Raw genomic sequence first — 12,781 nt, forward strand, 5'->3', positions numbered from 1 at the left:
GCTTTTACAAACAAGCTCAATATATATACTGAGCAACTATTTCATGAACCAATAAACCATTATTGCAATTTTATTACTGTTTGAAACCATTCTTGCCTAGAGATATATTCTTTTACCTCTTTGTCCAGATGTAGGTGATGAACCAGGCCAGCCCCGCTGCTGTGAAAATAGGCGTTACAATGCTGGTAAGTGCTCCTAGGAACCCAGGAAGCACTGTAAACATCAGATTTATAATGTAAGGCAGAATCATGATGACAGCTGTTGCAATTCCAGCTGTTAGGGCAGTTTTTGCCGGGAGTTTCATGTCGTTGATTTTTGGCAATAGTAATGGGATCTGAGGCATAAGCTTAATGGCGTTTACTGGTTTTTACTTTATATGCATAGCAGCAATATATTGACATTAGTCGAAGTTATCACTATTTGCACCGAATAAAAAAAGGATTTTGCCTAGGGTCTAAGGCAATAATGACTCTTGTCTGCTGAGGTTTTATACAAGTCTATTGGTGAAGATTATTCCGATTGGGGCTTGTGTAGAGGGGTTTGGCCTGTGATGGTGAGCAAGTCAATGTCAAGGTGCTTGCACTCCTGTTTCATGGTAAGAACAATGAAGACAACACTAAAATCCTCCCACATGTCAGACCCTCGCTTTCTCAAAGCTTCACATATTAAGAGTTCATCTGTTTGTATACGTTGTGGTGGTGTTGGCTATTTGAAGTCTTCGCCTGTTACATATCACACTTGTTTGACTTGTCTTGGCCGAGGCGTAAACCCCATACATACTTAGCCTTCGGTTCGATCTATATTATTAGAATGAATGATAGCGATCAATAATTAATGCCTTAAATAATTAACTCCTTGACATTATCTCAAGGCATTTTTAATTGATTGGAATTCTCAATTTACTTCTTTCTCTTCATTAGACATAAGCGCAAAAATACTATTGGTGAAAATAGCCATAACTAACTTAAGGCAATATCAATGGGTGCGAAGTGGTTTTTTTCAGTGTGTAATCAAAGAATCAATGCGGGCCTAAATACATTACATTAATAAGTATTAATATTGATTGACGCGCTTAGTCTAATCCTTGCTTACCGGTCGAATAGTTGGTGTTGACGAACCCATCCAAATTCACTAAGACGTGCTTGACGGCGATCCTGCAGGCACTCTTCACACATACATGGAGGACCTTCTAGCCAGCGGGTATGAATTGTCCACGGGAAAAGCTCAGCAAGCTCCATATCTAGCAATTGTTGAGTCATCTGGAGGGATATGGTAATGGGCTTTAACTTTGTAGTTGTTGGGTTAGTAATTGATTTTCAAGAATGTCAATAGATTCATGGGCGACGGTGAATGTTTGGGCTGGAAAGGAATGGTACTTATTCAGTACCATTTGGACATGACAAATGGTTGTGTCAGTTCTATCAACACATGCCTTTACAGAGATAGCCAGGATCTTGTAACAGAAGGTAGGATGTCAAATCGCTTATCCCTACACTCAGCCAGCTCACTATCTAGTCTTAATGTCTGATTAGATATCCAACAAATAGAACTGTTATACGAAACTATTTACGATTCTCGTTAACTCAGAATCCTCCTAATCTGATACCTGCACCGACAATCACAAAGGCAATCGATACTGTTGTAATGCTACGAATATGCCAAGATAATTCAATAAGATTGTCGTCGTTGAGATTAGGAATGAGTCTTATTTGTGCATGCAGAGCCAATGCAAAAGCGATCGCCAACAAGATCAACTTTGTTGTTAGTAGGGATGTAATTGGTGTCTGAAATGTAAAAAGTCCTCGGCCTCCTGGTAGATAGATCCATGTTAACCAGAGACCACTAATGACTTGAATTGCTAGTGATGTCACCCTTAAGGGCTCGAACATCTTTTCAAATGAGCGGACATGAGACACACTTTTTTCTTTGAGAGCATCTGGCAGGACCCTTAGATTTAAAATCAACTGTCCTCCAGTCCAAACCGTAGCTGCAAGGATGTGGAGTATGACCAGGACTGAGAACAACATTGATGCCCGAGTGTCTAACCAACAAAAATGGCTTGAATACAAATCATTCTTGCAGGGATTATAGCAAATGTCTACTTTTGATCCAATATTACTTTTTTCGTTTTGTTTATTCTTCCAGATCTGGATACTCTTTGATTACAATAAGCTTCCAGTTGTTCGAATTAAAGATATTATAATTAATAGATTATCTTTGTCGATAGCCATGGCATTTATATGAAACACTCTCAAGCGAGTCATTCTTGCTTTCTTCAAGTTACTATTTTTTCCATTAGTTTTATTTATTTTAGTCCACCAATTGACTACCGCAAAGGCCTTTTTATTAGCATTTTCCATTTCTTTGTGGTTAATATTTTGTATTGCTGACTTAAGATTATCACTAATGGTATGTGAATTATTCTGCTCCCTTCCTGCTCTTGCTAAATCACTTTGCTTCCTATCGTTCTTCTTAATTCAAAGCTACGCCTTGATTGTTTCTTTTGTAGAATCAGATGAATTGGAAATTTTCTTCGTTATTAGAGATAGAAGTGCGACAACGATAGTCTTTAAATAGCGATGGATATATGCTCTGTAAAATTTACCCAATGAGTAGCCAGCCGAATAGGTGTTACGGATTAGTCCTGCAACGAAGTTTAGAATCCAAAGGATCGCTAAAACAGTAATAATCCCGCCGCCTACCTCGTAGATACGCCCAACAGAGTTAAGAAAAGGCTCTAAATTGTCGAGAATGTGAATAGTTGTCATTGGATTGAGTTAGAAATTCTGGGTGCTTGGTTGTATGCTTGTTAAGCTTGGATTGTTTTGAGCCGATAGGGTTAGCCTATGTCACTAGTGTAGACGATATTGTGTAGCTCTTTAGTTTTGTCTGGATATTGTGCAAATAATCCTTTCGTGCATATAAATGGCCCTACAAAATAATATTGTTCTTTTAAAAATCTCGAGATGTGTAGAATAGTATCCCTGTTACCTCAATTGCACGGTATTCTAATTGATCGTAGATAATTGACGAACAAATCCCTCGTAAGTATTCAAATTTATCTATAAGTTATGCTTTGCTTTACAAGAAGAATAGGCCTTAACCTTTTTCTCCAGAAAATAGTCAAATGGTTTTATTTTTCTTTCAATTGAGTGGCTTTAGCTTTTCTACTGTTTAATGATTTACCATTATTGTTGTTAATTTACTTTCTCTCAGTTGCATGGTAAAAACTCTTCTTGTGATTGAAATACTAGCAATACATGCTACTGTTAAGACAGTATCTGTTGTCTATAAGAACTGAGCTGTTCATTAACGCGTTACTTTGTTCAAAACTGACCATTAAGTCTATGATACTCCTTGTAACGTTGTAGTTAATATGTTTTCCTATTCTATACGCTCTTTACAAGCAGGTGAATTAACCTATCTTTATGATTTGTAGATAAGGTTCTCTATTTTCGGCTTTTACATCTCATTCTGGTTGCTCGACTTTCATTTACATAATTGATTTCGAAAAGACAAGCTCATGCTCTAATGTTTTACTGTGTATATATTGTTATGAGCTGCCTTTTGTTAGTTTTCGCGCCATTCGTGGCCTCTCGTTGATCATCATTGTGGTTTGAAATCTACTTTTGGATGATCAAATGCCTAATATCAATGAGAAAGACAACGGAATGAAGATTCTTGCGGTTGCTTGGATGTAGCGTCCCATTACCTATATTCGTTGATCTGATGCAGATGCTCGCTTATTTCATTGCAACAGCAGCAGCAATTTCATTGATAGTTTCTTTGCTATATCTAGCAACATTCAAGGCTAGTGATAGCACTTATCCCCCCAGACGCGATAGTTTTGAAAATGTACCTTGAACAGACATTCCCCAGAGTCATACTTGAGACAGTTGCCAGGATTAACCTACCCATTCACCGACCGACTCCCTGAAGCAACTTGATTTTATTATGGTCTTAGCAGAGCAATGGTTTGCTTGTGCTTCATTCTCAAATTAATTTCCTAGTCGAGAACTCTTTGTCGCCGTTATCAAATTGCTTCGTTACGTAGTCTCAGGTAATCCATTTAACTTCAGATTGTTGACTAGAGATATTTTACTTAATTCTGGAATCTCTGCTAGAGCTCAAGAGCAACAGCTTCTATGATTCCAGCTTTGCGTGGGCCTTTTCAGCTTTGCGTATGAGCTTTTGAGCTTCTTCTCGTGTCGCGCATAGCTCAGCTTTCTCAGCCAACCTTACGAGTTTTTTATGTTGCTTGGTCTTACCCATCATTAAAATCAAATTATTATAATTATACCGTACTGTCCAGCGAATAATTGTTGTCTTGACTTTATATTTGATTAGAGCTGCTAAACAGTGCTGTTAGCTGGCCTTATTTCTGCTAGATTTGTATTTTAATTTCTATCTTGACTGATTCATTGCTTTTGTGATTAATAATATTATTTCCTTTCTTTTTTTCATAAGTCCTTACTAGGACAATCCCTATGCTTCTAGTTCATGTGCACATCTATCATTCTTTTCTTCCTATTCATGATGTCAATCCGTCCTTTGTTTCCCTGTTTCCCTGTTTCCCTGTTTACCAATTGTTATCCTTCTAACATTGACTTTATATGTGCTTTCAATCATGTACTTGCCTCCAAATCTTCGAAATGGTTAGATGTTTACAAGCTTACGTTTTTGAGAGGATGATATGTGCATTAGAAATGAAAGATCTTTCTCCAGATTTTCTTTCATGGTATAAGCTGCATTTACTGATGACTAGTGCTTGATTTCCATGGGTTGCACCTTCGCATCTCCCGAAGTCTCTAGTTCCAGAGCTTTGTTGCTTATGCTGATTTAATCCCTTTTAAAAATCAACTTGAGGTCATGATTAATTAACTTAGTTGGCCTTGTAAATGGATTAATGTGATTAACTTTACCGGATCATAGAGCATCGTGCCTTTATACTTCAATGGCAATGATTAGGATCAATCTATTTAATGTATTGGCCTACTCTATCTATTTGATTGCCTTTAATAGATCCTATGTTGATAATCTGTTGTTAGTAGTAAATTTGACATTTCCCTAAGGAAATGATGTAGCATATTGAACTATTAGAGCTCTTGTGTTCTTGGCAACAAGAAAATCTTTTGCTATTTTGAGTCCATATGAAGCGCTTTTCTGAAACTTCTAATAACGCCCTCTACAGTATCAATTGCATTGATAATCACTGGTTGAATTCTTTGAGCAAGTTTATTTAGATCGTTTGCCAGTAATCCAATCTCATAATTGTTTATTTTTAATCGATTCCTAAAGTCGTTCCATAGATCTTTCCTTGAGATTACTTTTATGCCAGGAAGGCTTGTATTCACAAGTCTCACCTGCTCTGAATGCGAGCTTCTGGGTATCAGCTGGACTTTGCGTATGCTGTTTTTATTGGCTGGACCGGACTTGGTTACAGTCATGATTCTTTCCATGGATAAATGCAACCCCCCTCATGGAGAGGGCAATTGTTACAGTATCTATGCATTATAGCCCACACTGTCAAATCCCTGTCCATAGCGCATTGAGTTGTTGATTTTGTGTGCTCAAATCAACAATATATTTCGAAATCTAATTGCTTATCCCTCTAGGCAGCAAAGTTTATCCATTGGTGACTGAGAATTCTGTTGAATTAGTAACTTTTTATTGGTTCTCAGTCATCGTTGAGGCGTTTGGGCTAATGCGTAATTAAAGTTTTGGGTTGAATTTTTTATGCCTATAATTTTTTGCATATATTTAATATAATCGAATCGAAAGCTCCAGTTTTTTAGTTCTCCTCGCCATGTTCTAACGATCTTCTTATTGTATCTCAGCTAATTTTTCTTGATAGCGACCCATCTCCGCGATCTTGCTTAATTAAGTCTTCAGACGGGTGTGTCTAGTGTTCAGATGCTCACAGTCCACACAAGTTCTTGTACAGGTCTGTATTAATAGTAATGATTACCAGTTCAACCTCAGGCAATGGGGATCCCAATTTCAGAAGGATCTGAGCAACTTCCAGCAATGAGGCTTCTAGCAGTAGAAGGAGCGCAGGCTCGGGTTGACACTACTGAGGACCCTGAAGAACTTCGTCTGATTGTTCGGGAGTTGCTTAGTGGCTTCGATTTTGCGCCACCTATAGGCAATACCAATATTGGCGAAATCGAAACGAGCAACAGTGAGGAGTTCTTCGCAGAGATTTATTGCTCTGGATGCGGTGAAGTCGAGAACTGCGAGTGCCCGGATCCCAGTGAACCTGATTTGCCCAGAACCCCCAGGCCTCTGTTATGAGTTCTAAGCAGGTCGTTGTTATCATTGCCCAACTTCTGAGCGCAATCGTTGCCGGTGCTGCTCCTTTGGTTTGGGCAATCGCTGCTCATCCAGGGCTCTAACTTCATTACCCCCCGCACAACTTTGTTCAGCTGAGATCAACTTTATAACTTTGTTTAAACGATCTTTGGCCAGCGTCGAGATCCTCCTGCGACGTTGCCAATCCAAATCATTGCCTTAGAAATCTCCTTTCGACTGTCTGAGCATGCTCTTACCCCATTGATCTAGCGACCAATCACAGGCCTAATCGATGCAAGGCAGCTTTCTACTGACTTGTTTGTTTGTGTGGATCTCAGCGTTGTAGACAAGAGTCATCTACCCTCAGAGTTTTATGGGGTAGTTATCCCTCCCTACCTTCAGCACTATGCTCATCCGATGTGATCACGCCCATGGTTCAGTTCAGAATGGTTATGTTGTGGATGTGATCCACAAAGGTGCTGATCTATTGCTGAGGAACTATCAGGAGGTCTAAATCTGCTGGGAATTTCTTTAGTGCATAAACAACTGTAATCATGCTTGTTTGATCTCATCCGCCTTCGATTTGAACTTGTTTATCTAAAACATAGTATTTGATTCTATTTATGAAGAATTGTGGAGTCTGTGAACACCATCTCAGCGCTAGTGATCAATTTAACTATGAAATTGTTCGCACAACTCATTGGGTTTTTCGCCATCATCCAGCACCAGCTCCTTTGCTTGGTTGGCTACTGCTCGATGCACGTCGTCATTTGGCAGGACCTATTGATTTCCAGCCCGATGAAGCAGCATCTTGGGGGAAGGCAATGCAAATTGGTAGTGGGCTTGTACAACGGCTTACCAAGTGTGACAGGGTTTATTCCATTGCTTTTGGAGAAGGAGCTCATCATTTGCATTTGCATCTGATTCCACGCTTCCAGCTTGATCTTCATACCACTGCTTGGGCCGTTGCCGATCATTACCGTGCAGTGAGTAATGGGCAGCGAGCAGCAGTTGATTCAATCCAGATTGCAGAATTTGTCAAGCAAGCTCGACTTCTTGCAAAATCATTCGAGCTCTAGGCTTGATCTTAAAATTCACAAATAGGCTTCTCTGTGGATAGTGGCCTTTTCAACTGAAAGAACTTTTTAACCATTTTTAATATTCTGTATGTCTATTGTACACGCTCAATTTCACCGCTAAAAATAAATAAGACTCCTACGATTAGAGGCGAATACAAGCATTGACCAGGTAGCAGTGGATTGGCAATCAATCCGTACCAAGCATCATTCCACAAACCGTTTCTAATCATTTGTGCCAACACAAGATGCTTATGTCACTTTCATCTCTTTAACTCACTCTGAGAGGTTCTGGCCTGCCTAGCTGAGTAAGTCCAGAGGCATTTTTTTGGGCTTTGTCAGGATGATGGCACCTGCCATAGGTGCTTGTCCTCTCATCTGCCCAGCTATAAGCGGATCCCCAGTGCTGATGAAGGCTTTGAGCTTTTTGAGGTTTCCGTGGCTCAACTCCAGCCCACCCAGTGGTGCGTGGGCTTGGCGGAAGTGAAGAGTCGTCAGCTCGATTTCCGTGGAAAAAGCCCTAATGATCAAAAAAAATATTTGAAGGGAAAGCCCGTTCCCCTTGTAGGGAACGGTTCAGGTTCACTGTGGATGATTGATCGTCATCACCGTCTGCGAGCATTATTGGATCTTGACCAAGACGCCACCACCTACGGATATCTGATCGAAAATTGTCCTACTGAGGATGATTTAGAGAGCCTTCAGCTTTTGACCGACCGAGGTTGGTTGTATCTCTACAACGGACGAGGCCATGGCCCCCTATTGCCACAGGGTTTACCTAAGAGCTTGTTAAAGCTTGAGGACGACCCCTACCGAAGCCTCGCTTGGAAGCTCAAAAGTGAAGGGCTGATACGCCCTGAACCATTGATCCCATATCACGAATTCCGTTGGGGAACCTGGCTGCGCAGTCGCGCGTTACCGCCTTTTTCTAGTAAGTGCCTTGAACCGGCATTGCCGGCTGCTCGCAGTTTGGTACGTTCCAATGCTGCCTCCCACCTGGATGGCTGGATTGGGTGAGTTCACCTTTCATCAGACGAAAGTCATGCAGAAGACGGAAGTGCTCGACTAGACCATCAGCTTCTTGAGTGGCTCAGTTTTCTGTTTGCCTGAACGCCATCAGGACGTTCTGGCACTTCGAGTGGGCATTCTTTTGATCCAAATTGATCGAACCTGTCGGTGATCGCTTCCTTCCGTTTCGCTTGCGGCCTCCACTTCAAGTGGGTGCGTTGATGAACTCCAACACCGTGGAACATTTGAGAAACTTTTTAGGCTTCAGCGCAAAAACAGACCGTGTTGCAACTAATGCTAAAAGTTGGTGCAAATACAGCAAACTCGGCAAGTTTGTCCTCTCCTGTTAATTTCCGATCTCAATTGCAGGTCAACATCAACCTCCTCCCCTGGCTTTTAATTGGTGGTAGCGGGGTGGAGGTTTGAACTCCCGACCTTCGAGTTGTGAGTTCGCTAAATATGGCTGTTTTCCCTTCCAGTTACTAGAGCTTTTAAACTGCCAATCACTCCTTGACTTCCACGATAAATCCTCCTTCCCAATCTGGCCCGGGGGGCACCTCTCCTCGCCTTAGCGATTTCGTGGCTCTTGCTTTGGAACCTAAGTACTGATCCATGGATCTCCTTCTCGAGAGCTGAATGTTATGGCTAGACGTAGAGGCCATCTGATTCTGATGTTTTTGGCTCCTCAGTTCAATGATGTTTTACGTCGCAGTTAGCTGGATCGCCATATTGAAGTGATCAATGGTCGATCGATGGAAATCAACAGTCCCTTCGAGGGCTCTTCGTCAGTTCAGTGATTGATTGAGTAGAAAAGGGGTACTGACAATCAACAGAATGATCCATCCTCTAGCTACCGTATTTGCAGCTCTATTGCTTTGCACTCCCGTTCACGCGATGGGGTGTTCTGGAGATCACTCTCTCAAACATGACGGTGTTTCACCAGAGAAGACGTCTGAGTCGACTGACACCACCAGCAAGACAAGCATAGATGCTTCTAAGGCCAAAGTTTCAGAGAGCTCGAATAAATGAACCCTTTTCAAATAAGAACTTTTGTATGACAAGAATCAACTTGGTCAAGCCAAGTGAATTATCTGATCAACATTTAGTTGCGGAATATAGAGAAATTTTTATGGTTGGCTCCGCACTCCAACGCTCATTAAAGTCAAAAAACTGGCAGAGAACCAAAGAACAACTACCCAAAGAATTCACCTTAAATATTGGTCACGTTAAGTTCTTCTACAACAAGGGTAAGTATTTGCATAAAAGATATTTAGAACTGATAAAAGAAATGAAAAGTAGAGGTATGCGTCCAGATCCAGAACGTCAATTCAAAAAAGAGCAGTGGCCAAGTGACTTTTATAAAGACTGGGAGCCTAATCCAAAAGACATTGAGCTAATAAGAAAAAGAATCAAAGAAAAAATCAATCAAAAGCCCACTTGGTATCGCTGGACAAAAAAACAAGATGGTGATTCACCAGGGAATACGTCTGAGTCTGGTTTTTTGCTTTAGAAGATAGGTGCTGATTCGCGGATCCCGATGCTGGGAGCTGCCTGGTGTCAGCGTATGAGTCTGGGCTTCAGCACCTCAACCACAGGCAGCCTAGTGGCAGCGTGGATTCTTTCCATCTCATGCATGCCTTCCAGCTGGCGATGGATGCAACGTAATTGATGCCTTAGAGACTCAGCGTCTTCTAGGTGAGCAACACCAACCATTGCCGCTTCGATGTGGTTTTTTGATTCGATCAGATGCAGGCAGTTCGCCGATCCCATCTCAACGCTCATAGCTCTCCTTTGGTTGCCCCTATTCAGCCAAACTTTTTTGACTTATGTTGTGACAACGATCACGAAATGATGTTGCTCGTGGCCAATGTCTGGAGGTCCTCATAAAGGTTGACGTAAGTGAACCTTTTTATGGCTGTCTGTCCTCAATTAAGTGTACCGGGATCGGATTGTTTTGGTAGGTGCAACTACAAGACCTACGGTGATCATTGGGGTTTTTCCTGTCCTTTTAGCAACAGTTTGCTGGTTCCTGTCAGTTTTAGAACTTCCTAGTCCAGGACATTAAAAAACCCCTCAGAGAGGGGCTTTTAAGTGGTGGCGGGGGGGAGATTTGAACTCCCGACCTTCGGGTTATGAGCCCGACGAGCTACCAGACTGCTCTACCCCGCGGTGACCCTCAAAGCATACCTTTTGAGGCTTGTCCAACCTGGTCTTTGTTTAGGTTTCCTGGTATCGAAGAGCGCCGGCCACTTCCAGCTGCACACCTGGAGCAATGAGCAACACCTGTTCCTCTAATTCTTGCAGGCCGGTTGGGGTGAGCCAATCAAGTTGGCGAAGTAGGTGGAGCGCAACAGCGTGTTTTGCTCGTTTGGATCCGTCTTCTACTTTGATCGCCACACCCATCCCTTCACCAACGCGGCTCAGACATTGGACACCTTCTGCTCCACCCTTGCTCACGATTTGTCCATGAGCTCGTTGCATGAGCTCAGTGTCAAATCGGCCTTCCCCTGCTACGAGTTCAGGATGGGCCAACATTGCCCTAATAACTTGTTCCATTTCTGCCTGACGTGATGCCCCGAGATGGGCATAGAGCAGAGCGATTTGGTCTAGCCGTAGGCGAAGGGTTGGTGCTCCACAGTCATCCCTGGCAGCTACGAGCTCGTCGGCCGGTAGCCCAAGCAGTTCGGCTATGCGTCGATTCACTTCGACTTGCAGAGGATGGTTGCCTTGCAGGTATGAATCAAGGGGCCAACCCATTTTCTTGCTCGTCGCAAGAAAGCCAGCATGTTTCCCGGAGCAGTTGTGCTCTAGCGGGCTCGTGCCTCCTTTTGGAATCGGGCATTGCAGCAGGCTTGGGTCTAGCTCGGCATTCCAAAGCAACCTGAAGGCTTCGCGGGCATGGGCGGGTGTCCCTGAATGGGATCCGCAGCAGATTGCTAATCCTTTTTCCCCACAGTTCATTTGCTCCGCTGCACCACTACTCAAAAATGGCAGTGCTTGAAAGGGCTTTAGAGCTGAACGGATGAAGGTTTCAAAGTCTGCACAACCCGCTCGCATCAGGACGCGCCCTCGCCCATCGCAAACCACAGCATGCACGCGATGGATCGACTCCACGCTGGAGCCACGCTTAAGGCTTACTTCAAGAGGCGTTGTGCTCGAACGCTGGGAGCTTCCGAACCAGGTTGGAAGATTCATGCTCAAGCAGACTTTTGGGCTTCAGAGAGCCTGGCAGAGACTCGCCCCCTTGGATGATGAAGCTTGTGATGAAGACCATGGTTCGTGCCAAATAACCAAGTAATGGAACTTCGAGTTGGTGTTAATTGCTACTCATTCAAAGTGGTGTTTTTTAAGTCTCAGGATGCTTGAGAGAGATTCGAGCTGATGAAGCCGTGATGCTTTCCATGACTCCAGAAGGCTTCCAGGTCGTAAAAGCCTCGTTCGCTTGGCTGTAGAACATGCACGATTAATTCGCCGTAATCGAGCAGAGCCCATTTCCCTTCATTAAGACCTTCGCTTCTCAATGGCAATCGATCGGCTTCTACCTCAAGGCGATCTTCCACAGATTTAGCAATTGCTCGTACTTGGACTTCAGACAGTCCTCCGGCAATCACCATCCAGTCCGCCAGGCTGGAGACCTCATCGATTCGGATTAGTTGAATGTCTGTAGCTTTGCGATCGTCGCAGGCTTCAGCGGCCATTTCTGCTAGCTGTTCACTATCCATAGACGTTTTCACTGCTTACGGATTGGCGAGATCCTTCCTGTTCAGCCATCTCTGCTCGAGCTTTTCCAGCACTTTTTCTAAGGGCTTCCAATCGATCTTCATAGAAGCTTCGCTTCTTCTTTTTGCGGGTTTGTTCCACAAGTTCCTTTAGCGCTCCCCCAAGGCTCTTGTAGGCATTCGGCACGCTGTAATTAAAACGACAGGCCAGATCGATAGCCCGTTCATCGGCAGCGATTGCATCCTGAAGCCGCTTTTCAGAGTTGTTCTTTAAATAGAGCCGATATCCAGCGAAGCCCGAGAGACCTAGGGCCATTAATAGCAACAATCCGTCTTGAACCCAGAGTTCACCAATTGCACCGCCGAGGCCGATGGCTAGAGCAGCCATTTCCCAGCCATCGCGAGGAATGGTGTCGTTCTGGACTCGACCAACTTCATGCCAAAAGAGCAAGTTGCGATGGTCGAGCGCGAAATTGTCCCATTGTTCGAGATCGATTTGGATCTCGACCTCATCACGTCCGATTTCCTCGAGGGTGATGAGCGGTGGATCTACCGCTGCTGCCGCCTCCACGAACACCCAGCTCTGCATTTCTGGCGGCAGCTGCCCCTTAAGGCGCTGGAGTTCGCTCATGGTCTTGATCTCTCTCCGTACTCATCAAGCTAGCGACAACATGGCACCTGGGTGTT

General features: G+C 43.4%; 12 protein-coding genes and 1 tRNA gene. 4 read left to right on the forward strand and 9 right to left on the reverse strand.

The genetic code is table 11. The features are described from left to right. Positions 1-112: 112 nt before the first annotated feature. From SIB79_RS04940 to SIB79_RS04955, 4 genes are all read right to left on the reverse strand, one after another. On the reverse strand, positions 113-343 hold the full coding sequence (locus tag SIB79_RS04940; protein ID WP_236072672.1) for a photosystem I reaction centre subunit VI: 231 nt from the start codon (positions 341-343) through the stop codon (positions 113-115). 745 nt (positions 344-1,088) lie between these two features. Continuing rightward, positions 1,089-1,259, reverse strand: a complete 171-nt coding sequence (locus SIB79_RS04945; protein WP_155724670.1) for a hypothetical protein — start codon at positions 1,257-1,259, stop codon at positions 1,089-1,091. Between the two features lie 324 nt (positions 1,260-1,583). Further along, positions 1,584-2,027, reverse strand: coding sequence for a CopD family protein (locus SIB79_RS04950; RefSeq protein ID WP_063404062.1), 444 nt, complete (start codon positions 2,025-2,027; stop codon positions 1,584-1,586). A gap of 3,108 nt (positions 2,028-5,135) precedes the next feature. After that, entirely contained in the window at positions 5,136-5,447 is a 312-nt protein-coding gene (locus tag SIB79_RS04955) for a hypothetical protein (protein ID WP_155724669.1), read from the reverse strand. A gap of 538 nt (positions 5,448-5,985) precedes the next feature. Between SIB79_RS04955 and SIB79_RS04960 the strand changes: the two genes are divergently transcribed. The 4 genes from SIB79_RS04960 to SIB79_RS04975 all read left to right on the forward strand — a co-directional run bounded on the left by SIB79_RS04960 (position 5,986) and on the right by SIB79_RS04975 (position 9,885). After that, entirely contained in the window at positions 5,986-6,294 is a 309-nt protein-coding gene (locus SIB79_RS04960) for a hypothetical protein (protein ID WP_063404059.1), read from the forward strand. A 620-nt stretch (positions 6,295-6,914) separates the two neighbouring features. Beyond that, a complete protein-coding gene (locus SIB79_RS04965) occupies positions 6,915-7,370 on the forward strand; it encodes a hypothetical protein (protein ID WP_063404058.1) in 456 nt (151 codons plus the stop codon). A gap of 363 nt (positions 7,371-7,733) precedes the next feature. Beyond that, positions 7,734-8,384, forward strand: a complete 651-nt coding sequence (locus SIB79_RS04970) for a ParB-like protein (RefSeq protein ID WP_063404057.1) — start codon at positions 7,734-7,736, stop codon at positions 8,382-8,384. A gap of 1,045 nt (positions 8,385-9,429) precedes the next feature. Continuing rightward, on the forward strand, positions 9,430-9,885 hold the full coding sequence (locus tag SIB79_RS04975; RefSeq protein WP_063404145.1) for a pyrimidine dimer DNA glycosylase/endonuclease V: 456 nt from the start codon (positions 9,430-9,432) through the stop codon (positions 9,883-9,885). Positions 9,886-9,932: 47 nt separating this feature from the next. On the opposite strand, the gene SIB79_RS04980 is transcribed toward SIB79_RS04975, so the two are convergent. The 5 genes from SIB79_RS04980 to SIB79_RS05000 form a co-directional block, all read right to left on the reverse strand. Beyond that, entirely contained in the window at positions 9,933-10,157 is a 225-nt protein-coding gene (locus SIB79_RS04980) for a hypothetical protein (protein ID WP_063404055.1), read from the reverse strand. Positions 10,158-10,467: 310 nt separating this feature from the next. Next, positions 10,468-10,544: transfer RNA gene (locus tag SIB79_RS04985), tRNA-Met, on the reverse strand. 48 nt (positions 10,545-10,592) lie between these two features. Then, complete coding sequence (locus SIB79_RS04990; RefSeq protein ID WP_063404054.1) at positions 10,593-11,570, reverse strand: asparaginase; 978 nt, start codon at positions 11,568-11,570, stop codon at positions 10,593-10,595. A gap of 158 nt (positions 11,571-11,728) precedes the next feature. After that, positions 11,729-12,097, reverse strand: a complete 369-nt coding sequence (gene rsfS, locus SIB79_RS04995) for a ribosome silencing factor (protein WP_063404053.1) — start codon at positions 12,095-12,097, stop codon at positions 11,729-11,731. Then, the gene (locus SIB79_RS05000) at positions 12,090-12,725 is read right to left on the reverse strand and encodes a DUF3318 domain-containing protein (RefSeq protein ID WP_063400572.1); all 636 of its coding nucleotides are present in this window, start codon (positions 12,723-12,725) and stop codon (positions 12,090-12,092) included. The genes rsfS and SIB79_RS05000 overlap by 8 nt, the downstream gene beginning before the upstream one ends. Between the last annotated feature and the right edge of the window lie 56 nt (positions 12,726-12,781).

Source organism: Prochlorococcus sp. MIT 1342, from assembly GCF_047304495.1.
GTDB classification, from domain to species: Bacteria; Cyanobacteriota; Cyanobacteriia; order PCC-6307; family Cyanobiaceae; genus Prochlorococcus; species Prochlorococcus marinus_D.

Bases quoted from the DNA above. Each gene is read 5' to 3' on its own strand.
- SIB79_RS04960 (WP_063404059.1), top strand. From the start codon at position 5,986: ATGGGGATCCCAATTTCAGAAGGATCTGAGCAACTTCCAGCAATGAGG.
- SIB79_RS04945 (WP_155724670.1), bottom strand. From the start codon at position 1,259: ATGACTCAACAATTGCTAGATATGGAGCTTGCTGAGCTTTTCCCGTGG.
- SIB79_RS04980 (WP_063404055.1), bottom strand. From the start codon at position 10,157: ATGAGCGTTGAGATGGGATCGGCGAACTGCCTGCATCTGATCGAATCA.
- SIB79_RS05000 (WP_063400572.1), bottom strand. From the start codon at position 12,725: ATGAGCGAACTCCAGCGCCTTAAGGGGCAGCTGCCGCCAGAAATGCAG.
- SIB79_RS04965 (WP_063404058.1), top strand. From the start codon at position 6,915: ATGAAGAATTGTGGAGTCTGTGAACACCATCTCAGCGCTAGTGATCAA.
- SIB79_RS04940 (WP_236072672.1), bottom strand. From the start codon at position 343: ATGCCTCAGATCCCATTACTATTGCCAAAAATCAACGACATGAAACTC.
- SIB79_RS04950 (WP_063404062.1), bottom strand. From the start codon at position 2,027: ATGTTGTTCTCAGTCCTGGTCATACTCCACATCCTTGCAGCTACGGTT.
- SIB79_RS04990 (WP_063404054.1), bottom strand. From the start codon at position 11,570: ATGAATCTTCCAACCTGGTTCGGAAGCTCCCAGCGTTCGAGCACAACG.
- SIB79_RS04975 (WP_063404145.1), top strand. From the start codon at position 9,430: ATGACAAGAATCAACTTGGTCAAGCCAAGTGAATTATCTGATCAACAT.
- SIB79_RS04955 (WP_155724669.1), bottom strand. From the start codon at position 5,447: ATGACTGTAACCAAGTCCGGTCCAGCCAATAAAAACAGCATACGCAAA.
- rsfS (WP_063404053.1), bottom strand. From the start codon at position 12,097: ATGGATAGTGAACAGCTAGCAGAAATGGCCGCTGAAGCCTGCGACGAT.